Origin of the sequence: Streptomyces ruber (genome assembly GCF_014648075.1) — a bacterium.
Classification (GTDB): Bacteria; Actinomycetota; Actinomycetes; order Streptomycetales; family Streptomycetaceae; genus Streptomyces; species Streptomyces ruber.
The window spans coordinates 79,270-101,389 of record NZ_BMQK01000002.1; the positions used below are offsets into that span (position 1 = coordinate 79,270).

General features: G+C 71.8%; 17 protein-coding genes and 1 riboswitch. Of the genes, 9 read left to right on the forward strand and 8 right to left on the reverse strand.

Going from position 1 to position 22,120, the window contains the following annotated elements:
• Positions 1-43 precede the first annotated feature (43 nt).
• The 3 genes from IEZ04_RS05195 to IEZ04_RS05205 all read left to right on the forward strand — a co-directional run bounded on the left by IEZ04_RS05195 (position 44) and on the right by IEZ04_RS05205 (position 3,919).
• Positions 44-802, forward strand: a complete 759-nt coding sequence (locus IEZ04_RS05195) for an NUDIX hydrolase (RefSeq protein ID WP_189215477.1) — start codon at positions 44-46, stop codon at positions 800-802.
• Between the two features lie 93 nt (positions 803-895).
• Positions 896-2,869: an ATP-binding cassette domain-containing protein gene (locus IEZ04_RS05200; protein ID WP_189215478.1), complete on the forward strand. Its 1,974-nt coding sequence runs from the start codon at positions 896-898 to the stop codon at positions 2,867-2,869.
• 162 nt (positions 2,870-3,031) lie between these two features.
• Entirely contained in the window at positions 3,032-3,919 is an 888-nt protein-coding gene (locus IEZ04_RS05205; RefSeq protein WP_189215479.1) for a FadR/GntR family transcriptional regulator, read from the forward strand.
• Positions 3,920-4,272: 353 nt separating this feature from the next.
• Here IEZ04_RS05205 and IEZ04_RS35565 read toward each other — a convergent pair whose 3' ends face one another.
• Positions 4,273-4,407: a hypothetical protein gene (locus tag IEZ04_RS35565; RefSeq protein WP_268245656.1), complete on the reverse strand. Its 135-nt coding sequence runs from the start codon at positions 4,405-4,407 to the stop codon at positions 4,273-4,275.
• Between IEZ04_RS35565 and IEZ04_RS05210 the strand changes: the two genes are divergently transcribed.
• The gene (locus IEZ04_RS05210) at positions 4,349-5,890 is read left to right on the forward strand and encodes an RNA polymerase sigma factor (RefSeq protein ID WP_189215480.1); all 1,542 of its coding nucleotides are present in this window, start codon (positions 4,349-4,351) and stop codon (positions 5,888-5,890) included. The two genes, IEZ04_RS35565 and IEZ04_RS05210, sit on opposite strands and share 59 nt — an antisense overlap.
• A 160-nt stretch (positions 5,891-6,050) precedes the next feature.
• A complete protein-coding gene (locus IEZ04_RS05215; protein ID WP_189215481.1) occupies positions 6,051-6,875 on the forward strand; it encodes a S1 family peptidase in 825 nt (274 codons plus the stop codon).
• Between the two features lie 196 nt (positions 6,876-7,071).
• Here the strand turns inward: IEZ04_RS05215 and IEZ04_RS05220 are convergent, their stop codons facing one another.
• Positions 7,072-7,302, reverse strand: a complete 231-nt coding sequence (locus IEZ04_RS05220; RefSeq protein ID WP_189215482.1) for a DUF7455 domain-containing protein — start codon at positions 7,300-7,302, stop codon at positions 7,072-7,074.
• Between the two features lie 442 nt (positions 7,303-7,744).
• Between IEZ04_RS05220 and IEZ04_RS05225 the strand changes: the two genes are divergently transcribed.
• Positions 7,745-9,868 carry a DNA gyrase/topoisomerase IV subunit B gene (locus IEZ04_RS05225; protein WP_189215483.1) on the forward strand — a complete coding sequence of 708 codons (2,124 nt, stop codon included), beginning with the start codon at positions 7,745-7,747 and terminating at the stop codon, positions 9,866-9,868.
• A 95-nt stretch (positions 9,869-9,963) separates the two neighbouring features.
• On the opposite strand, the gene IEZ04_RS05230 is transcribed toward IEZ04_RS05225, so the two are convergent.
• The 5 genes from IEZ04_RS05230 to IEZ04_RS05250 form a co-directional block, all read right to left on the reverse strand.
• A complete protein-coding gene (locus IEZ04_RS05230) occupies positions 9,964-10,644 on the reverse strand; it encodes a response regulator (protein WP_189215484.1) in 681 nt (226 codons plus the stop codon).
• A complete protein-coding gene (locus tag IEZ04_RS05235; protein WP_189215485.1) occupies positions 10,641-12,353 on the reverse strand; it encodes a sensor histidine kinase in 1,713 nt (570 codons plus the stop codon). The genes IEZ04_RS05230 and IEZ04_RS05235 overlap by 4 nt, the downstream gene beginning before the upstream one ends.
• Before the next feature lie 142 nt (positions 12,354-12,495).
• Positions 12,496-13,428 (reverse strand): ferredoxin family protein, encoded by a 933-nt coding sequence (locus IEZ04_RS05240; protein ID WP_373296272.1) that lies wholly within the window; start codon positions 13,426-13,428, stop codon positions 12,496-12,498.
• Positions 13,429-13,683: 255 nt separating this feature from the next.
• Positions 13,684-13,926 carry a hypothetical protein gene (locus IEZ04_RS05245; protein ID WP_189215487.1) on the reverse strand — a complete coding sequence of 81 codons (243 nt, stop codon included), beginning with the start codon at positions 13,924-13,926 and terminating at the stop codon, positions 13,684-13,686.
• Between the two features lie 164 nt (positions 13,927-14,090).
• Positions 14,091-14,648, reverse strand: coding sequence for a DUF6082 family protein (locus tag IEZ04_RS05250; RefSeq protein WP_189215488.1), 558 nt, complete (start codon positions 14,646-14,648; stop codon positions 14,091-14,093).
• 392 nt (positions 14,649-15,040) lie between these two features.
• Between IEZ04_RS05250 and IEZ04_RS05255 the strand changes: the two genes are divergently transcribed.
• A complete protein-coding gene (locus IEZ04_RS05255; RefSeq protein ID WP_373296255.1) occupies positions 15,041-16,114 on the forward strand; it encodes a CobW family GTP-binding protein in 1,074 nt (357 codons plus the stop codon).
• On the opposite strand, the gene IEZ04_RS05260 is transcribed toward IEZ04_RS05255, so the two are convergent.
• On the reverse strand, positions 16,111-18,564 hold the full coding sequence (locus IEZ04_RS05260) for a DNA gyrase/topoisomerase IV subunit A (RefSeq protein ID WP_189215490.1): 2,454 nt from the start codon (positions 18,562-18,564) through the stop codon (positions 16,111-16,113). The genes IEZ04_RS05255 and IEZ04_RS05260 overlap by 4 nt on opposite strands.
• Before the next feature lie 420 nt (positions 18,565-18,984).
• Between IEZ04_RS05260 and IEZ04_RS05265 the strand changes: the two genes are divergently transcribed.
• Together IEZ04_RS05265 and IEZ04_RS05270 are read left to right on the forward strand one after the other, a co-directional pair.
• Complete coding sequence (locus IEZ04_RS05265; RefSeq protein ID WP_189215491.1) at positions 18,985-20,361, forward strand: M16 family metallopeptidase; 1,377 nt, start codon at positions 18,985-18,987, stop codon at positions 20,359-20,361.
• Complete coding sequence (locus tag IEZ04_RS05270; protein WP_189215492.1) at positions 20,358-21,746, forward strand: M16 family metallopeptidase; 1,389 nt, start codon at positions 20,358-20,360, stop codon at positions 21,744-21,746. Before IEZ04_RS05265 ends, IEZ04_RS05270 begins: the two co-directional genes overlap by 4 nt.
• A gap of 203 nt (positions 21,747-21,949) precedes the next feature.
• Positions 21,950-22,116: riboswitch (cyclic di-AMP (ydaO/yuaA leader) on the forward strand.
• The last annotated feature ends 4 nt before the right edge of the window (positions 22,117-22,120 follow it).

Genomic DNA, 22,120 nt, shown 5'->3' on the forward strand with positions numbered 1-22,120 from the left:
CGAAGGGAGTGCTTATCGTCAGGGAGACGACTATGATCGCGGCATGCCCTACGACCCGTCAGCCTTCCCGCCTTTCGCTGTCACCGTGGACCTGGTCGTGCTGACCGTGCGCCGCCATGCCCTGTGTGCGCTGGCGGTGCGGCGGGGTGAGCAGCCGTTCCAGGGGCGGTGGGCGCTGCCCGGCGGGTTCGTACGGTCCGACGAGGACCTGGCGCAGGCCGCCGCGCGTGAGCTGGCCGAGGAGACCGGACTGTGCGCCCACGACCCGTCGGGCCCGGCCCAGGACAACGGCGCGCACCTGGAGCAGCTCGCGACGTACGGCGATCCCGAGCGCGATCCGCGGATGCGCGTCGTCAGTGTGGCCCATCTCGCCCTCGCCCCCGACCTGCCCGCGCCCAGGGCGGGCGGCGACGCCAACAGTGCGCGATGGGCGCCCGTGGGCGAACTGCTGCAGCAGGGCGGTCACGGACGCGACGGCGAGCCGGTCGCCCCGCTCGCGTTCGATCACGCGCGGATTCTGGCGGACGGTGTCGAGCGAGCCCGTTCCAAGATCGAGTACTCCTCACTGGCGACGGCCTTCTGCCCGCCCGAGTTCACCGTCGGCGAGTTGCGTCGCGTCTACGAGGCCGTGTGGGGCGTGGCCCTCGATCCGCGGAACTTCCACCGCAAGGTGACGGGCACGCCCGGCTTCCTCGTGCCGACCGGCGGGACGACCACGCGCCAGGGCGGCCGTCCCGCCCAGCTCTTCCGCGCGGGCGGTGCCACCCTCCTCAACCCGCCGATGCTGCGGCCGGAGGTCTGAGGCCCCTGGTCCGCCCGGTTCCCAACCCGCCGAAGCCACAGCTGGTGTACGAAACCGTGAAAAAAACGGGCAAATCGCGCTATCTTGCTGTGGGTGATCCAGGCCATCGGACTGACCAGCGCCTCCCGCAGGGAGCGTCCGCCCGCCGTCGACAACGTCTCCCTCGAAGCGTGCCCCGGCCGTGTCACGGCGCTCCTCGGAGCCCCGGGCGCGGGCAAGACGACAACGCTGAGACTCATGCTCGAACTCCAACGGGGCCGCGGCATCACCTACTTCGCGGGGCGCCCGCTGCACCGCGTCGAGCACCCGCCGCGTGAGGTCGGCGCGGTCCTCGGTGACGTACCCGGTCATCCGGCCCGCACGGTCCGCGGCCACCTCCGCCTGCTGTGCGCCGCTGTCGGCGTGCCCGGGCGGCGGGCGGACGAAGTCCTGGAGGCCGTGGGCCTCGTCAGCCTGCGCGACACCCGCCTCGGCGCCCTCCCGCACGGCATCGACCGCCGCCTCGGCGTCGCGTGCGCGCTGCTGGCCGACCCGCACACCCTCGTCCTCGACGCCCCCGCCCACGGACTGCCCGTCCGGGAGCGCCGCTGGCTGCACGGGACGCTGCGCGCCCACGCGGCCCAGGGCGGCACCGTGCTGTTCACCACCCGCGACGCCAAGGAGGCGGCCCGGCACGCCGACCACGTGATCACCCTGGACAGCGGCCGGCTCGTCGCCGACCAGCCGGCGGCCGACTTCGCCCGCATCCGCCTCCGCCCCCGTGTCGCCGTCCGCAGCCCGCACGCCGCCCGGCTCGCGGCGCTGCTGGCCAAGGAGGCCCGCGACGCGCGCCGCCCGGTCGAGGTCGTGCGCGAGGACGGCAACCGGCTCTCGGTCTACGGCACCGCCTGCGCCGACGTCGGAGAGACCGCGTTCCGGCACGGCATCCTGGTCCACCGACTCACCGAGGAGACGGGCGACATGGGGCCGACAACGGCAGACGACGCCCGGCCCTCGGGCGCCCCGGCGTCCGCCGCGCCGACGCCGGGCGACCGGGCCGAACCGGTGCCCGCCGCCGCTCCGCACGCGGCACGTGCCGAGGCGTCCGCCACCGTGACACCACCCCCGGCCGCCACCGAGCCCTCGCACGCGCCAGTGACGGAAGCCTCGGCGGACCGCGCGGCGACACCGGTTTCCCGGACGGCGGCGGCACCGCCGACGACGGCGGCTCCGGCGGCGGCCGGCGACCAGCCCCCGCTCGCCCCGCTCCCTCCGCTTCCCCCACCCATCACCGTCCGCCCCGCCCGGGCCCCCACGTATCCCCTCCGCTACGAGCTGCGCCGCGCCGCCGGGACCGGTGCCGGCCGGCGCACCGTGGTCGCCGCACTGGCCGGCTCCGTGCTGCTCTCCCTCGTCCTCGCGCGCATCGGGCACACTCCGGGCCCCAGCCTCCTCGTCGCCTGGCCGCAGGAGCTGCCCCTGCCGCCCGCGGCGCTCGGCGCCGGGCTGCTCGGGGCGCTCGCGTTCGGTGAGGAGTTCCGGCACCCCGTCCTGGCCGCCGACCGCGGCGCCGTTCCCCGCCGTCCGGGACTGCTCATCGCGAAACTGGCCGTCGCCGCGGCCACCGCGGTGCTCCTGGCCGTGCTCACGGTGGGCTGTGATCTCGAAGCGCTCCACCTGCTGTACGGGCGGGAGGTCGGGGGTGTGCCCGCGGACTGGCCGTCCGCGGTGACGAGTTGGATCGGCCTCGTCGTCGGGTGCTCCTGGGCCGGGGTGCTGGCCGCCGGGATCTTCCGGTCCACCTCCGCGGGGCTGGCCGCGGTGCTCTCGGTGCCCGTTCTCGTCGTACCCCTCGTGCACACGGTGCAGGGGGCGGGCGCACGGATCGCGGCGGGGCTCTCGGCACAGCTGCGTGAGCTGGCCCCGGTGCGCCTGGTGCGCGCGGTGCGGTGGCCGTTCGGAGGGGAGGAGTACCTGACCGCCGCGGCCCGGGCGGTCGGCCAACCCGTGGGCGGAGCACTGCTGTTGTCGCTGGCCGGGCTGCTCGGCGCATACCTGCTCACGACCCTGCGCGGCGGGGCCCGATGACTGCTGTCGGCGCTCTTCCGTCGCCGCCCTATGCACAACTCCACGGAGAACGCCCATTTCTTTCCGATAAGGCGTCAATTGCGATGGGGTGAGCGATCACCCTTTCGTGTGCTTTTCACCAAAGCCCTCAAGGCAGTTGAGGGCGGCGCCGACAAAGGATGCGTGAGTACCCTTGCGCACACCATGATGACCGCCGCCCGCTCCGCCGACTCCGGCCTGGCCGGCCCGGGCGAACTCGACCGCTACTCCTACACCGAAGCGCCCGGCGCCGACCGCGTCGGCGCCCCGGCCTGGGAAGGCTCCGACCCCGAGCTGGGACGCGTCGGCCGGCGCGCAGCCGGCAGCCGCGGACGCGGACTGCACGGCCAACTCGTCCAGCAGCTCGGACAGATGATCGTCTCCGGCGATCTCGGCGCGGACCGCCCGCTCGTCCCCGAGGAGATCGGACAGCGGTTCGAGGTCTCCCGCACCGTCGTCCGCGAGTCGCTCCGCGTCCTGGAGGCGAAGGGGCTGGTCAGCGCCCGCCCCAACGTCGGCACTCGGGTGCGCCCGGTCAGCGACTGGAACCTCCTCGACCCGGACATCATCGAGTGGCGCGCCTTCGGGCCGCAGCGCGACGACCAGCGGCGCGAGCTGAACGAGCTGCGCTGGACGATCGAACCCCTCGCCGCGCGCCTGGCCGCCGGGCACGGACGCGAGGAGGTCCAGCAGCGGCTCGGCGACATGGTCGAGATCATGGGTCACGCCATGGGGCAGGGCGACGCGCTCACCTTCTCGCGGGCGGACGCCGAGTTCCACTCCCTGCTCATCCAGGTCGCGGGCAACCGCATGCTGGAGCACCTCTCCGGCATCGTCTCGGCCGCCCTGCAGGTCTCCGGCGGCCCGGTCACCGGTTGTGACCGGCCCAACGAGAACTCGCTGGCGCACCACGCACGGATCGTCGACGGCCTCGCCGCGGGCGACGGCGCGGCGGCCGAGGCGGCGATGCGCCAACTGCTCACGGTCCACCCCGAGGTGGAGCGCGTGGTCCCCGCGCCGCGCGAGCACTGACCGCGCACCGGGGGCGGCACGGTCGTCGGGTGCGGGTCCTCTCCCTGAAGCACCCGGCTGCGTCGCCTTCCGCCGTCGGGCTCCATCGGCTCCCCCGGGGAACCGGCGGGGTCCGACGGCGGAAGGGGCGGTGAACACACCGGGTACGCGCCCATGAGGGTCCCGACTGGCAACCTTTGATCGGGTTCAGGTGCATATGGGCGTCTACGGGGTGTGACTCGGGCCACGCAGATTGGGCGTAACGCTCCTCGGAACAGTGCGATGACCTAAGAGGTGACAGCCGAGAAGGGAATACGGACGCCGCTCATGGCGCTGTGCTCTTGTCGGCCCCCGCCTGCGCCGTCGGCCCATCCTCAGTCGGCGGTCGTCGGCTCCTGTTCGCAGTGGACGGGGCCGGAAGCCGTTTTCCAACGTTCCGAGAGGTTGTTCGTGTCGGCCAGCACATCCCGTACGCTCCCGCCGGAGATCGCCGAGTCCGTCTCTGTCATGGCGCTCATTGAGCGGGGAAAGGCTGAGGGGCAGATCGCCGGCGACGACGTGCGTCGGGCCTTCGAAGCTGACCAGATCCCGGCCACTCAGTGGAAGAACGTACTGCGCAGCCTCAACCAGATCCTCGAGGAAGAGGGTGTGACGCTGATGGTCAGTGCGGCGGAGCCCAAGCGCACCCGCAAGAGCGTCGCAGCGAAGAGTCCGGCCAAGCGCACCGCCACCAAGACCGTGGCGGCGAAGACGGTGACCGCCAAGAAGGCCACTGCCACCGCCGCCCCGGCGGCCTCCCCGGCCGACGATCCCACCGAGGGCGCCGCACCCGCCAAGAAGGCCGCGGCGAAGAAGACGACCGCCAAGAAGGCCGTAGCCAAGAAGGCCGTCGCCAAGAAGACGGCGGCCAAGAAGACGACAGCCAAGAAGGACGACGTCGAGCTGCTCGACGACGAGGCGCTCGAGGAGACCCCGGCCCCCGGCAAGCCCGGCGAGGAGCCCGAGGGCACCGAGAACGCCGGTTTCGTCCTGTCCGACGAGGACGAGGACGACGCGCCCGCCCAGCAGGTCGCCGCCGCCGGCGCCACCGCGGACCCCGTCAAGGACTACCTCAAGCAGATCGGCAAGGTCCCCCTGCTCAACGCCGAGCAGGAGGTCGAGCTCGCCAAGCGCATCGAGGCGGGCCTCTTCGCCGAGGACAAGCTGTCCGCCGCCGACAAGCTCGCCCCGAAGCTCAAGCGCGAGCTGGAGATCATCGCCGAGGACGGCCGCCGCGCCAAGAACCACCTGCTGGAGGCCAACCTCCGCCTCGTGGTCTCCCTGGCCAAGCGCTACACGGGCCGCGGCATGCTCTTCCTGGACCTGATCCAGGAGGGCAACCTCGGTCTGATCCGCGCGGTGGAGAAGTTCGACTACACCAAGGGCTACAAGTTCTCCACGTACGCCACCTGGTGGATCCGTCAGGCGATCACCCGCGCCATGGCCGACCAGGCCCGCACCATCCGTATCCCGGTGCACATGGTCGAGGTCATCAACAAGCTGGCCCGCGTCCAGCGCCAGATGCTCCAGGACCTGGGCCGCGAGCCCACCCCGGAGGAGCTGGCCAAGGAGCTCGACATGACCCCGGAGAAGGTCATCGAGGTCCAGAAGTACGGCCGCGAGCCCATCTCGCTGCACACCCCGCTCGGCGAGGACGGCGACAGCGAGTTCGGTGACCTCATCGAGGACTCCGAGGCCGTCGTACCGGCGGACGCGGTCAGCTTCACGCTCCTGCAGGAGCAGCTGCACTCCGTGCTCGACACCCTGTCCGAGCGCGAGGCGGGCGTCGTCTCGATGCGCTTCGGTCTCACCGACGGTCAGCCGAAGACCCTCGACGAGATCGGCAAGGTGTACGGCGTCACCCGTGAGCGGATCCGTCAGATCGAGTCCAAGACGATGTCGAAGCTGCGGCACCCCTCGCGTTCGCAGGTCCTGCGCGACTACCTGGACTGAGGACGACCGCCTCGACCGCGCAGCGGCGAGTTTCGGTCGTACGTCCGAAGGCCCGGCCTCCCTGGTGGAAGCCGGGCCTTCGGCGCGTGTGCAGCACGCCGGAGCCCTCCCGGTGGACCACTCTGGGTGTGCCACCGACTCCCCGCAGTGAGGAGCCCCCATGCGTCGCCGCTTCGCCCGAGTACTGGCCCTCACGGCCGCCGCGGTCGGTGCGGCCGTGATACCGCTCACGGCGTTCGGGCCCGCGACGGCGCACGCCGTCATCGGTGGTCACCCGGTCGAGATCTCGCGGACCCCGTGGGCGGTGGCGCTGTCGAGCCGCGACCGGTTCGGCCCGGAGAGGTCGGGACAGTTCTGCGGCGGGGTGCTGGTCGCGCCCTCGACCGTGCTGACCGCGGCCCACTGTCTGAGCGAGGCCGTGCTGGGGACGCCCCGCGAGCGGCTCACGGACCTGAGGGCGATCGCGGGCCGCGGGGATCTGCTGTCGAAGCGGGGCCGCGAGATCGCGGTACGCAGGATGTGGGTCAATCCCGGCTACGACATCGGCACCAACGCGGGCGACTTCGCGGTGCTCACCCTCGCCGCGCCGCTGCCGGCGAGCTCGGTGATCCCCATGGCGCGGGCCGGTGACGCCGCGTACCGGCCCGGCACGGTCGGTGCGGTCTACGGCTGGGGTGACACGACGGGGACCGGCGACTACGCCCGTACGCTACGGGCGTCGAACGTCCGGATCCTGCCCGACTCCGTCTGCGAGAAGGCGTACCCCGGCAGTGAGGAGGGCACGTACGCGGCCCGGACCATGGTGTGCGCCGGTGAACCGGCGGGTGGCCGGGACGCCTGCCAGGGCGACAGCGGCGGCCCGCTGGTCGCCCGGGGCAAGGTGATCGGTCTCGTGTCCTGGGGAAGCGGATGCGGTCACGCCGGGAATCCGGGGGTGTACACCCGGATCTCGGAGATCGCGGGAGCGCTGGGGCGCGCCCGATGAGACGGGGAAGGCCCCGTCGGCCGCGGGCGGTGGGCGGGTCTCGTCAGTGGCCGTGCCGTGCGTGCCGTGTGTGACCCGTGAGGTGCACGGTGTAAGCGGTGTCATGGGTACGAGGACGGGCGGTCACTCCCTGAACAGGGGGTGACCGCCCGGTTCACCGGCCTGGTGCCGGCGCTGGCTCGTCGTGTTGCGAGTGTCAGCGTTCCTCTTCGCCGGCGGACGCCGGGACGGACGTCAGTCGCTCGGTCTCGTCCTGTATCTCAGCGGCGATCTTCTTGAGCTCCGGCTCGAACTTGCGACCGTGGTGAGCGCAGAAGAGCAGTTCTCCACCGCTCAGCAGCACGACCCGCAGGTAGGCCTGGGCGCCGCAACGGTCGCATCGGTCAGCGGCCGTCAGCGGGCTCGCGGGGGTCAGAACAGTAGTCACGTCGCCTCTTCTCTAGCTCGACGAGCTGTCGTACCAGGGTCAACATCCAACCAGGCCGAAAACGTTCCCGCTCGCGGCATTTCCTCGAAAAAATCTTTCCAGGCCGGCTGTCTGCTGCCGGTTGGCGGCGAATGTGCCGTAGTGCATGTCTGTATGTCGTACGGTTTCGCGCTGTCTATTGGTTGTCAGGTCCTCACCGGCCCCGTCGCCGGTTGTTCATGAGGACGTGCCCGGAGCCTAAATGGTTCATGCCTCGAAGGGAACGTGATATGTACTTCACTCCAACGAGGGATCGAACGCCCGTGCGACTCTGGACTACTCTGAGACCAGAGGAGGGTGGCGTTACAACGGCTCTACCAGGCATCGGTACCCTCGGAGCGGCAACCGAGCCGCGTCCTTACCCCAAAGGACCCCACCTGAAATTCAGCGAGGAGCGAACCGCGTGACCGCCGACACGTCCGTGCCGTCCACAGCGCTGCTGACCGGAGCAGACCGGGACGGTTCCAACTACACCGCGCGGCACCTGCTCGTCCTCGAGGGGCTCGAGGCCGTGCGCAAGCGCCCCGGTATGTACATCGGATCGACCGACAGCCGCGGTCTGATGCACTGCCTCTGGGAGATCATCGACAACTCCGTGGACGAGGCCCTCGGCGGCTACTGCGACCACATCGAGGTGGTCCTCCACGACGACGGCTCCGTCGAGGTCCGCGACAACGGCCGTGGCATCCCGGTCGACGTCGAGCCCAAGACCGGCCTCTCCGGCGTCGAGGTCGTCATGACCAAGCTGCACGCCGGCGGCAAGTTCGGCGGCGGCTCCTACGCGGCCTCCGGCGGTCTGCACGGCGTGGGCGCCTCCGTGGTGAACGCGCTCTCGGCCCGGCTGGACGTCGAGGTGGACCGTGCCGGGCACACCCACGCGATCAGCTTCCGGCGCGGCGTGCCCGGCGCCTTCGCGGGGAACGGCCAGGACGCCAAGTTCGAGGCCGGGAACGGCCTGCGCAAGGCCAGGAAGATCCCCAAGAGCCGTACCGGCACGCGCGTGCGCTACTGGGCCGACCGCCAGATCTTCCTCAAGGACGCCAAGCTCTCCCTGGAGACGCTGCACCAGCGCGCCCGCCAGACCGCCTTCCTGGTGCCCGGACTGACCATCGTCGTCCGGGACGAGCTCGGGCTCGGCGAGGGCGGCAGCAAGGGCGAGGAGTCCTTCCGCTTCGACGGCGGCATCAGCGAGTTCTGCGAGTACCTGGCGAGCGACAAGCCCATCTGCGACGTCCTGCGCTTCTCCGGGCAGGGCACCTTCAGGGAGACCGTGCCCGTCCTGGACGAGCACGGCCAGATGACGCCCACCCAGGTCACCCGTGAGCTCGGCGTCGACGTCGCGCTGCGCTGGGGCACCGGCTACGACACGACCCTCAAGTCGTTCGTGAACATCATCGCCACCCCCAAGGGCGGCACCCACGTCGCGGGCTTCGAACAGGCCGTGGCCTCCACCATGAACGAGGTGCTGCGCGCCAAGAAGCTGCTGCGCGTCGCCGAGGACGACATCGTCAAGGACGACGCCCTGGAGGGCCTCACCGCCGTCGTCACCGTGCGGCTGGCCGAGCCGCAGTTCGAGGGCCAGACCAAGGAGGTGCTCGGCACGTCGGCGGCCCGCCGCATCGTGGCGAACGTGATCTCCAAGGAGCTCAAGGGCTTCCTGACCTCCACCAAGCGCGACGCGGCCGCCCAGGCCCGCGTCGTCATGGAGAAGGCCGTCGCCGCCGCCCGTACGCGCATCGCGGCCCGTCAGCACAAGGACGCGCAGCGGCGGAAGACCGCCCTGGAGTCCTCCTCGCTGCCCGCCAAGCTCGCGGACTGCCGCAGCGACGACGTCGACCGCAGCGAACTGTTCATCGTCGAGGGCGACTCCGCGCTCGGTACGGCCAAGCTCGCCCGGAACTCCGAGTTCCAGGCGCTGCTGCCGATCCGCGGCAAGATCCTCAACGTCCAGAAGTCGTCCGTGACCGACATGCTCAAGAACACCGAGTGCGGTGCGATCATCCAGGTCATAGGGGCCGGCTCGGGCCGGACCTTCGACATCGACGCCGCCCGCTACGGCAAGATCATCATGATGACCGACGCCGACGTGGACGGTTCGCACATCCGGACGCTGCTGCTGACGCTGTTCCACCGCTACATGCGGCCCATGGTCGAGGCCGGCCGGGTCTTCGCCGCGGTGCCGCCGCTGCACCGCATCGAGCTCGTGCAGCCGAAGAAGGGCCAGGACAAGTACGTCTACACGTACTCGGACCGCGAACTGCGCGACAAGCTCATGGAGTTCCAGACCAAGGGCGTCCGTTACAAGGACTCGATCCAGCGCTACAAGGGCCTCGGCGAGATGGACGCCGACCAGCTGGCCGAGACCACGATGGATCCGCGCCGGCGGACCCTGCGCCGGATCAACCTCTCCGACCTGGACGCCGCCGAGCAGATCTTCGACCTGCTGATGGGCAACGACGTCGCCCCGCGCAAGGAGTTCATCTCCAGCTCGGCGGCGACGCTGGACCGGTCGCGCATCGACGCGTGAGCGCTCCGCCGGGTGCGGGGGCGTAGGTCCGGTGACTGTCTGCGGGTCGGTTGTGGCCGGTCACGCAGTTCCCCGCGCCCCCGAGGGGCGCGGGGTCACGCGCGCGTGGCCCACTCGTAGCGGTGTTCCGGGCGGCCCGCGTCGCCGTACTTCAGGGTCAGTCTGGCCCGGCCCGTGCGTTCCAGGAGTTTGAGGTAGCGCTGGGCGGTCTGGCGGCTCAGGCCGGTCCGCTCGGCGATCTCCTGGGCCGACAGCGGGACGTCGGCCGCCATCAGGACCCCGCGTACGAGCTCCGTGGTCGTCGCCGAGTGCCCTTTGGGCAGGGTGGGTTCCCCGCCCGCCGAGAGCGCTCCGAAGATCCGGTCCACCTGGGCCTGTTCGGCCTCGCCGCCCCCGTCGAGCGTCCGGCGCAGCTCCGCGTACGCCTCCAGCTTGGCGCGCAGGCCGGCGAACGCGAACGGTTTGACCAGGTACTGGAGCGCGCCCTGGCGCATCGCCGCCTGCACGGTCGAGACGTCGCGGGCCGCCGTCACCATGATCACGTCGGCATCGAGACCGCGTCGCCGCATCTCCCGCACGACCTCCAGCCCCGTCCGGTCGGGCAGGTAGTGGTCCAGGAGGACGAGATCCACGCCCGGCAGGGCGTCCAGCTGCCGCAGCGCGTCCGCCGCGTCGTGCGCCCGGCCCGCGACCCGGAAACCGGGCACCTTCTCCACGTAGGCGACGTTCACCTTGGCGACCCGTTCGTCGTCGTCCACGACCAGGACCTCGATCATCGCGACTCCTCCTCGGTGGCTGCGGCGGCGCTGCCGGCTTCTCGCACGGGGCCGGCCTCGGTGATCAGGTCCGACGCTAGCCGGTCACCGGCCGGTCCGGGCTCCGCCAGTGCCTCCGGCAGGACGACCGTGAACTCGGCGCCCCCGCCGTGCGCCTCCGTGACGCGGGCGCTGCCCCCGTGCCGTTCGGCGAGCCGGCGCACCAGCGACAGGCCGATGCCGCGCTTCCCGTGGGCGGGCGGCTCCTTGGTGGACCACCCGTCCGTGAAGACCAGTTCCCGCCGCTCGACGGGGATTCCGGGGCCGTTGTCGCGCACGGTGAGGACCGCCGTACGTCCCTCCGTGCGCGCTTCGACCTCCACGCGCGCGTGCGGGGCGCCGGCCGCCGCGTCGAGCGCGTTGTCGACGAGGTTGCCGACGACGGTGACCAGCCCCCTGGGGTCGATCAGGCGGTCCGGCAGCAGGGTCGGGGCCGACAGCGACAGGACCACTCCCCGTTCGGCCGCGACGGCGGCCTTGCCGACCAGGAGCGCGGCGAGCAGAGGATCGTGGATCCGCTCCGTGATCTGCTCCGAGGTGGTCCTGTGGTCGCCGACCACCTCGCCGACGAACTCCATGGCGTCGTCGTGCATCCCGAGTTCCAGCAGCCCCAGCAGTGTGTGCATCCGGTTGGCGTGTTCGTGGTCCTGCGCGCGCAGGGCGTCGATCAGGCCGCGGGTGGAGTCGAGTTCGCGTCCGAGCTGCTCCAGCTCGGTCCGGTCGCGCAGGGTCGCGACGGCGCCCCCGTCCCCGGTGGGCATGCGGTTGGCGACGAGGACGCGCCGGCCACGGACGGTGAGCAGATCGGTGCCGGTGACCCGGCCGGCCAGCACGTCGGTTGTACGGCCCGGGCCGAGCGCCTCGTCGAGGGACCGGCCCACGGCTTCGTCCCCGATGCACAGCAGACGTCGCGCCTCGTCGTTCAGCAGCCGTACGCGGCCGCCGCGGTCCAGGGCGACCACCCCCTCCCGGATGCCGTGCAGCATCGCCTCGCGTTCCGCCAGCAGCGCCGAGATGTCGGAGAAGGCGAGGTCACGGGTCTGCCGCTGCACCCTGCGGGAGATCAGGTACGCGGCCAGCGCCCCGATGGCGAGAGCGGCACCGGCGTAGGCGAACAGCCCCGGCACGGCGTGGACCAGCCGGGCCCGCACGCTGTCGTACGCGATCCCGACCGAGACCACGCCGACGATCCGGCCGTCGGCGTCGCGCAGCGGCACCTTGCCGCGGGCGGAGCGGCCCAGGGTGCCCTCGTCGATCTGCATGACCTCGCGTCCGCCCAGCGCCGCGCTCGGGTCGGTGGAGACGACCTCGCCGATCTGCTCCGGGTCGGTGTGGGACCAGCGCACGCCGTTCCTGTCCATCACCACGACGTACTCGGCCCCGCTGGCCCGGCGGACCCGTTCGGCCTCGCGCTGCACGGGACCGTCGGCCGAGGGCCGCGTCGCCACGAGGTCCGCGGCGAGCTGCGGCCGGGTGGCCGTCGTCTGCGCGATCGCGAGGGCACGGCGCATGGCCTGGTCGTCCAGCTGGTCGCCGAGTGGCGCGAGGAACAGCCCGGTGGCGAGGACGACGACGCCGGCGGCGATCGCCACCTGCATCAGCAGCACCTGGGAGAACACCCGTCGTGGCAGGCCGAGGCGCAGGCGGCGTGCGGGAGGAGGGGAACTCATGTACCCGACGGTACGTGGACGGCCGGATCCGGCCGCGATGCCCTGGCGTGTCCGTCGCCGGCCGGCACGGGACCACGCGCGCGTGGTCCCGTGCGAAGGCGCACGCGGGTGTGTGTGACCCGGTGCCGTGCGGTCCCGGCGCTCAGTGCGGGAGCGCCGTCGGCGTCAGCTCACGCACGGCCACGACGTCCATCCGGGCCGGGGAGCCGAGGGGCGAGCCACAGCTCTCCGGCCGGGGCGGCAGCGAGGCGCCCCGGGCGACGGTCACGCGCCATCGGCGGCCGTCGGTGTGGGCGACCGTCACTTCCCAGCGCGGTGCCGCGCCGTCGGTGCGGACGACGGCGAGCGCCTCGGCGGTGTGTTCGCGCGCGGCCGTGCGCACCGCCAGTTCGGCCGCCTGCCCGGGCCGTTCCCAGGCGGAGCTGCCCCGGCAGCCCTCGACGACCACACGGCCTTCGCGCACCCCCTGGAGGACCTCCTTGACGTGGTGCGCCTCGGCGCGGCCGTACGCGTAACCGGACGGCAGGACGAGCAGCGTGGGCGAGAACCGGTGACCGCCCAGGTGCGTGACCTCCCAGACGCCCTCGACGCCGGAGGCGGCCAGCTCGGCGGCGAGCGGCCGGCCGAGGAGCGCGCAGCAGCGGTCGCGCTTGCCGTTGGTGCACACGAGCGCCAGCGGCTCGCCCGTGTGCGGGCGGCCGCGGAGGACCGTGTCGAAGGTGTGGTGCCCGCCCTTCCCGAGCGCGGCGAAGTCGAGGTCGAGGAGCTTCTCCGGCTCGGTGGTCGTGGCGCCGTGCAGCCATGTGTTCCCGGGCCTGGTGTGGGCCGCGTACACATGGCGCTCGCGGGCTTCACGGCGGTCCGCGTGGCGGCCGGGGCGGCGGATGAGCGCGACGCGTACGCCGGTGCCGTCCGAGGCGGCTTCGAGGGCCCGGCCGAGCGCCGGGTCCAGGTGGCTCGACGTGAGGGCTCTGACGCCCCAGGGCCCCGGCTGTTCCACCAGCAGCCAGGTGGTCGCGCTGGCCGCCGTCCCCGCCAGAGGCTCGTCGAAGTGCCGCGACGCGGTCGTGCACATAGTCACGGAGGTGAGCCTAACCTGACTCGGGCAGCGATATGTTCGGCCCGGGTTAAAGGGGCTCATTCCGGCGCATGGCGGGGTGCGCGGGCGCGGAACGAGCGGCCGGGCGGGAGCCGGCGACGGACCGCTCAGCGTGTGGTCGCGCGGCCCGGGGCGTGGCCGGCCGTGCCGGGCGTACGGTCGCACGACCGTGCGGTGCTCGGCCGCACCGGAGGGCGCGGCGCGCGAGCGGAACCGGCCGCGCGGCACGCGCTAGACATCGGGGATGTCGGCCTTGGCCTTCACCAGGGTCTCGCGCGTGATCACCACGATGCGTTCGTACTCGGCGCGGGCGGCGTCCGCCGGGAGGTGGGAGTCGAGGGAAGTGGTGGCGTCCGTGCCGATGACGGCGAAATTGCCGTCCGCCAATTCGAAGATGTCCGGGCACGTCGCCCCGGAAGTGCTGCCTCGATGACGTGGGGACACCCCAAGACGACGGCGGATGATCTGGCTCACTGTAGAACCCCCTGCTCCCGAGGCACGAGTCGGCTCACTGTCCAACGCCGGAAGAACGCAAAGGCGGTGTATCGGTTACTGCTGGGCCGCTTGTTTCACTCGTATGAGTGATGAGAGGGAGCGGAGTTTACTCATGGCGGCGGGGCGGTGGTGGGCATATCGGTTTATTCGTCGGTCGGCGGCTCCCCCACCACCCACCATTCCTCGGTGTCCGCGTCCTCGAGTTGCCGGAGCAGGTCGTCCACCATCAGCCCGAGCTCGGCCTCGTCGGTGTCCGCGAGGCTCGCCCGCTGCTGACGTGTGGCGTACCAGTAGTCCCGCACCGTCGGGTTCTGCAGGAATCCGCGTACGTGTTTGAAGAACTCCTCGCGACTGATGTTGCCGATGCGGTAGTAGAGGAGCAGGTTGGTGTATTGCGCGTTGGCGAAAAGGAACTGACGGCGCTGCTTGGGGGAGACCGAGGTCTCGTACAGATCGAGCACTTCCGCCAATTCCGGATCATCGATGGCTTTGCTGAGCATTTCCCAGTGCAGTCGCTGCTGACTGGTCAGATTGGTGTGCCGCTGGGTGTGCGCGGTCTGTTCCAGTCGCGTCAGTCGCAGGTGCACCGCTTCCAGTTCACGGTGGTGCAGTGCTTTGCCGATGAGGATTCCCGCGATCATGCCGATTCCCACCGCGGCGGCCGGAACCGGCCCGCGCAGACCCATGTTCCTTGCGGTCATGTCAACTCCCGATCGGGCGCTTGCCGTCTCCCAGTGTGACGGAGCGGCTCCGGTCGGCTGGGAGGCGGAGGAGGAGGCGCACAGGGGGTACCGCGGGTCGCACGGCGGCGCCGTGCGCTGAGGGAAAGAGCGAGGGCTCCGCCGCCGTCCGTGGCACTTCGGTCCGGTTCGTGGTGATCCCCACCGCTCGTATCCTGGGACGGCATTCAACGGTCGTAGGAACGGGAGCCGAGCGGGGCCCGCCGAACGCCGGAGCGCGAGCCGCGTCGTGAGCGGAGCGGGCGCCGGCCGGTGCCCGCCGTCGAAGGGAGAGAGCCGCGTTGAGCCGGCCGAGCCGACCTGACCAGCCGGGCACACCGTCGCGTCCGGGGCCGCCGCAGATCCCGGTCGTCGTGCTCGCCGGATTCCTCGGCTCCGGCAAGACGACCCTGCTGAACCATCTGCTGCACCGCAGCGGGGGCAGCCGTATCGGCGCCGTCGTCAACGACTTCGGTGCCATCGAGATCGACGCGATGGCCGTGGCGGGGGCGCTCGGCGACTCCACCGTCTCCCTCGGCAACGGATGTCTGTGCTGTGCCGTCGACGCCGGCGAGCTCGATCTGTACCTGGAGCGGCTCGCCCGCCCGGACGCCGGCATCGACGTGATCGTCATCGAGGCCAGCGGGCTCGCCGAACCGCAGGAGATCGTCCGGATGGTGCTCGCCAGCGAGGAGCCCCGGGTGGTCTACGGAGGGCTCGTCGAGGTGGTGGACGCCGCCGAGTTCGACGCCACCCGTGAGAGGCACCCGGAGATCGACCGGCACCTCGCCCTCGCCGATCTCGTCGTCGTCAACAAGCTGGACCGCGCGGACGACGCGGACCGGGTGCCGGAGCTCGTCCGGTCGCTCGCCGGCGACGCGGCCGTCGTGCCCGCCACGTACGGCCGCGTCGACCCGGAGCTGCTCTTCGACTGCCGGCCCCGTGAGGAACGCATCGGGCAGCTCTCCTTCGACGACCTGCATGTGCACGCGGAGGACGACGCCGAGGGAGCCGAGCACGGAGGGGAATCCGGTCCCGGTCACGCCGGGCACCTGCACGCGGCGTACGACACCCTGTCGTTCGCCTCCGAGGTGCCGTTGGACCCCCGGCGGCTGATGGAGTTCCTCGACAGCCGCCCCGAAGGGCTCTACCGCGTCAAGGGGTACGTCGACTTCGGGCCGCACGACCACGGCAACCGGTACGCCGTGCACGCCGTCGGACGGTTCCTGCGCTTCTACCCGGAGCCCTGGGCGCCCGGGGAGCCCCGCCTCACGCAGCTCGTCCTCATCGGCACCGGGATCGACTGCGCGGCGCTGGACAAGGCACTGGAGGCGTGCCGGGACGACGCCCCGCACGCCGACGAGCACGGCATGTGGGGCGTCCTCCGCTACGTGCAGCAGCCCGACGGGCAGGCCGAGGAGGCGGACCCCCTCGGCCCGGACGTCTAGACCGGTCCCGCGACGACCGCCACCGTCTTGGCCAGGGACACGCCCGAGCCGTCGCGGCGCGGGTCGATCTCCGGCAGTTCGACCGGGGTGCCGTTCTTCTGCGCGGCCCTGGCCGGGACCGGGCCCGCCCAGGCGAGGGAGAGGCAGTCCTCACCCTTGAGGAACCGCTGGCAGCGCACCCCGCCCGTGGCCCGGCCCTTGCGCGGGTACTGGTCGAACGGCGTCAGCTTGGCCGTCGTCTGCACCGAGTCGTCGAGGGTGCCGCGCGACCCGGCCACCGTGAACACGACCGCGTCCGCGGCCGGGTCCACCGCCGTGAAGGAGATCACCTTCGCGCCCGTGGCGAGCTTGACGCCCGCCACACCGCCCGCCGGACGGCCCTGCGGGCGGACCTGCGAGGCCTGGAAGCGCAGCAGCTGGGCGTCGTCCGTGATGAAGACCAGGTCCTCCTCGCCCGTGCGCAGCTCGACCGCGCCGACGATCCGGTCGCCCTCCTTGAGGGTGATGACCTCCAGCTCCTCCTTGTTGGACGGGTAGTCGGGGACCACACGCTTGACCACGCCCTGCTCCGTGCCGATCGCCAGGCCCGGTGACGACTCGTCGAGCGTGGTCAGGCAGACGACCGTCTCGTCGCCCTGCAGGGACAGGAACTCGGTCAGCGGTGCGCCCCCGGAGAGGTTCGGCGCCGGCAGCGACTCCGGGAGCTGCGGGAGGTCGATCACGTTCAGCCTGAGCAGGCGGCCCGTGGACGTCACCACGCCCACCTCGCCCCGGGCCGTCGCCGGCACCGCGGAGACGATCACGTCGTGCTTGGCGCGCTTGGCGTCCTTGTCCGGGAAGGGCTCGCCGTTGGCCGTGCGGGCCAGCAGCCCCGTCGAGGACAGCAGGACGCGGCACGGGTCGTCCGCCACCTGCAGCGGGACCGGCGCGACCGGTGCGGCTCCCGACTCCAGCAGCAGCGTGCGCCGGTCGGTGCCGAACTTCTTCGCGACCGCCGCCAGTTCGCCCGACACCAGCTTGCGCAGCTCGGTGTCCGACTCCAGGATCCGGGTCAGCTCCTCGATCTCCGCGTTGAGCCGGTCCTGCTCCGCCTCCAGCTCGATGCGGTCGAACCTGGTCAGCCGGCGCAGCGGGGTGTCCAGGATGTACTGCGTCTGGGTCTCCGAGAGGGAGAAGCGCTCCATCAGGCGCTGCTTGGCCTCGGCGGAGTTGTCGCTGGCACGGATCAGGCGGATGACCTCGTCGATGTCCACCAGCGCCGTGAGCAGGCCCTCGACCAGGTGGAGGCGGTCGCGCCGCTTGCCGCGGCGGAACTCCGAACGGCGCCGTACGACGGTGAATCTGTGGTCGAGGTAGACCTCGAGGAGCTCCTTGAGGCCCAGGGTGAGCGGCTGGCCGTCCACGAGGGCCACGTTGTTGATGCCGAAGGACTCCTCCATCGGCGTCAGCTTGTAGAGCTGCTCCAGGACCGCCTCGGGCACGAAGCCGTTCTTGATCTCGATGACGAGGCGCAGGCCGTGCTCGCGGTCCGTGAGGTCCTTGACGTCGGCGATGCCCTGGAGCTTCTTCGAGCCCACCAGGTCCTTGATCTTGGCGACCACCTTCTCCGGGCCGACGGCGAAGGGCAGTTCGGTGACGACGAGGCCCTTGCGGCGCGCCGTCACGTTCTCCACGGACACCGTGGCGCGGATCTTGAAGGTGCCACGGCCCGTCGCGTACGCGTCCCGGACGCCGGAGAGACCGACGATCCGGCCGCCGGTGGGCAGGTCGGGGCCGGGAACGTGCTTCATCAGGGCGTCGAGGTCCGCGTTCGGGTGGCGGATCAGGTGCCGGGCCGCCGCGATGACCTCGCGCAGGTTGTGCGGCGGCATGTTGGTGGCCATGCCGACGGCGATGCCGGAGGCGCCGTTCACCAGCAGGTTCGGGAAGGCGGCCGGCAGTGCCAGCGGCTCCTGCTCCTGGCCGTCGTAGTTGGGCGCGAAGTCGACCGTGTCCTCGTCGATGGACTCCGTCATCAGGCTCGTGGCCTCGGCCATCCGGCACTCGGTGTACCGCATGGCCGCCGGCGGGTCGTCGTTGCCGAGCGAGCCGAAGTTGCCGTGGCCGTCGACCAGGGGCACGCGCATCGAGAAGGGCTGGGCCATACGCACCAGGGCGTCGTAGATCGACGCGTCGCCGTGCGGGTGCAGCTTGCCCATGACCTCGCCGACGACGCGGGCGCACTTCACGTAACCGCGTTCGGGGCGCAGGCCCATCTCGCTCATCTGGTAGACGATGCGGCGGTGCACCGGCTTGAGGCCGTCACGGGCGTCCGGCAGGGCCCGGGAGTAGATGACCGAGTACGCGTACTCCAGGAAGGAGCCCTGCATCTCGTCCACGACGTCGATGTCGAGGATCTTCTCCTCGTACGCGTCGTCGGGCGGCGGGGTCTTCGTGCTGCGGCGGGCCATCGCTGCTGCGGCTCCTTCACAGTCTTGCCGGGGCATGAACGGATATTGACGCGCTCCATTGTGGACCGCCCCGCCGACAACCGCCGACCGCCCCACTGACAACCGGGTACGGCGGACCGGTTCACGGGCCGGGCGGGGGCGCCCCACGCGTCGGTGCGCGGGCCGGTCCGTGGCGCGTCCACACCGGTCGCGCCCCCGCTCCGGTGTGAACGCCGCCGGGCCGGAGCGGCGGGGCAGGCGGGCCGGGCCCGTCCGCTCCCTCCGCGCACCTCGCACCCGTCCGTACCCGTCACCCCGCGTCTCGCTCTCGGCGTACCGCGTCCGGGAACTTCGCCAGGCGTCCGCCCGCTTGCATACAGTGGCAGAACCGGCAGGAATTCTGCAGTTTCAACGAAAGCTTCCGCGATCGAAGGGACGTACATGCCCATGGGTCACACGGCCACAGCCGAGGCAGGCTCCGGGGGCCTGACAGCGACCGAGCACCGCCTGGCCAACGGCCTGCGCGTGGTGCTCTCCGAGGACCACCTGACCCCGGTCGCGGCGGTGTGCCTCTGGTACGACGTCGGCTCCCGGCACGAGGTCAAGGGCCGTACCGGCCTGGCTCACCTCTTCGAGCACCTGATGTTCCAGGGCTCCGGACAGGTGAAGGGCAACGGCCACTTCGAGCTCGTCCAGGGCGCGGGCGGCTCGCTCAACGGCACCACCAGCTTTGAGCGCACCAACTACTTCGAGACCATGCCCGCCCACCAGCTGGAGCTCGCCCTCTGGCTGGAGGCCGACCGCATGGGCTCGCTGCTCGCGGCCCTGGACGAGGAGTCCATGGAGAACCAGCGGGACGTCGTCAAGAACGAGCGCCGCCAGCGCTACGACAACGTCCCCTACGGCACCGCCTTCGAGAAGCTGACCGCCCTCGCCTACCCGGAGGGCCACCCCTACCACCACACCCCGATCGGGTCGATGGCCGACCTGGACGCGGCCACCCTGGAGGACGCGCGCGCGTTCTTCCGCACGTACTACGCGCCCAACAACGCCGTGCTCTCCGTGGTCGGCGACATCGACCCGGAGCAGACGCTCGCCTGGATCGAGAAGTACTTCGGTTCCATCCCCGGGCACGACGGCAAGCCCGAGCCCCGCGACGGCTCGCTGCCCGACGTCATCGGCGAGGAGCTGCGCGAGGTCGTCGAGGAAGAGGTCCCCGCGCGGGCGCTGATGGCCGCCTACCGTCTCCCGGAGGACGGCACGCGCGCGTGCGACGCGGCCGACCTGGCGCTGACCGTCCTCGGCGGCGGCGAGTCCTCCCGCCTGTACAACCGGCTCGTACGGCGCGACCGCACCGCCGTCGCCGCCGGATTCGGCCTGCTGCGGCTCGCCGGTGCGCCCTCCCTGGGCTGGCTGGACGTGAAGACCTCCGGTGACGTCGAGGTCCCGGTCATCGAGGCCGCCGTCGACGAGGAGCTCGCCCGGTTCGCCGAGGAGGGCCCCACCGCCGAGGAGATGGAGCGCGCCCAGGCCCAGCTGGAGCGCGAGTGGCTGGACCGGCTCGGCACGGTCGCGGGCCGCGCCGACGAACTGTGCCGCTACGCCGTCCTGTTCGGCGACCCGCAGCTCGCGCTGACCGCCGTGCAGCGCGTCCTGGAGGTGACCGCCGAGGAGGTCCAGGAGATCGCCAAGGCCCGTCTGCGGCCCGACAACCGCGCGGTGCTCGTGTACGAGCCGGTCGCCGCCGAGGAGGACGCCCCCCAGCAGGCCGCCGCCACCGCCGAGGCCACCGACGAGAACGAGGAGCCGGCGAAGTGACCGAACTCGCGACCATGGACCTCCACCCGCAGCCCCAGGCCGGCGAGGCCAGGCCCTGGGCGTTCCCGGCCCCCGGGCGCGGCACCCTGGACAACGGGCTGACCGTGCTGCGCTGCCACCGCCCCGGCCAGCAGGTCGTTGCCGTGGAGGTGCTGCTCGACGCGCCCCTGGACGCCGAGCCCGCGGGCCTCGACGGCGTCGCCACGATCATGGCGCGGGCCTTCTCCGAGGGCACCGACAAGCACTCCGCCGAGGACTTCGCCGCCGAGCTGGAGCGCTGCGGCGCCACCCTCGACGCGCACGCCGACCACCCCGGCGTCCGCATCAGCCTCGAGGTGCCCGTCTCACGGCTGCCCAAGGCGCTCGGCCTGCTCGCCGACGCCCTCAGGGCGCCCGCGTTCGCGGACGGCGAGGTCGAGCGGCTGGTGCGCAACCGGCTCGACGAGATCCCGCACGAGCTCGCCAGCCCGGCCCGCCGTGCCGCCAAGGAGCTCTCCAAGGAGCTGTTCCCGGCGGACTCGCGCATGTCGCGCCCGCGCCAGGGCACCGAGGAGACCGTCGCGGCCATCGACTCGGCGGCCGTGCGCGCCTTCTACGAGAAGCACGTCCGCCCGGCCACGGCCACCGTGGTCGTCGTCGGCGACCTCACGGACGTGGACCTCGACGCGCTGCTCGGCGACACCCTCGGCGCCTGGACCGGCTCCCCGGCCGAGCCGCGGCCCGTGCCTCCGGTGACCGCCGACGACACCGGACGCGTCGTCATCGTGGACCGTCCCGGCGCCGTCCAGACGCAGCTCCTGATCGGCCGCGTCGGCCCGGACCGGCACGACCGGGTGTGGCCCGCGCAGGTGCTCGGCACCTACTGCCTCGGCGGCACCCTCACCTCCCGCCTGGACCGTGTGCTGCGCGAGGAGAAGGGCTACACCTACGGCGTGCGGGCGTTCGGGCAGGTGCTGCGTTCCGCGCCCGAGGGCACCGGCGCCTCGCTGCTCGCCATCAGCGGCTCCGTCGACACGCCCAACACCGGTCCCGCGCTGGCCGACCTGTGGACCGTGCTGCGCACCCTCGCCGAGGGAGGCCTGACGGACGCCGAGCGCGACGTGGCCGTGCAGAACCTCGTCGGGGTCGCGCCCCTGAAGTACGAGACGGCGGCGGCCGTCGCGGGCACGCTCGCCGACCAGGTCGAGCAGCACCTGCCCGACGACTACCAGGCGACGCTCTACCGGCAGTTGGCCGGGACGGGCACGGTGGAGGCCACCGCAGCCGCCGTGAACGCCTTCCCGGTGGACCGGCTGGTGACCGTCCTGGTCGGTGACGCGGCCCAGATCGAGGCGCCCGTGGCCGCCCTCGGCATCGGCGAAGTGACCGTCGTGCGGGCCGAGTAGGGACGGAGCCGCGCCCGGGGGCCTTGGTGGCCGACGCGCCACCAAGGCCCCCTTTTGCCCGTATTGGGGGTGAGATGGCAAGGGATGGGCCGTCTGCCCTGTGGCGTACGCTACAAAACCTGTCTTTCGTTTGTTGTTCGAAAGACGGGACCCTTAGCGTCGGTCCGGCTGTTCGTCAGGCAGCATGCCGCGCCCGCGGCAGCGGACAGTCATCGCCGAGTCCCCGCACGGCGCGAGCCAGGGGAGCCGGGGACCCGCCACAGTCCCCCTGGGGTGAATCGGGTGCCCTTCACGCAGTGGAGGGAACCTGTAGGAGACCTTCCTGCTCCGAACCCGTCAGCTAACCCGGTAGGCGAGAGGGAAGGAAAGGACCA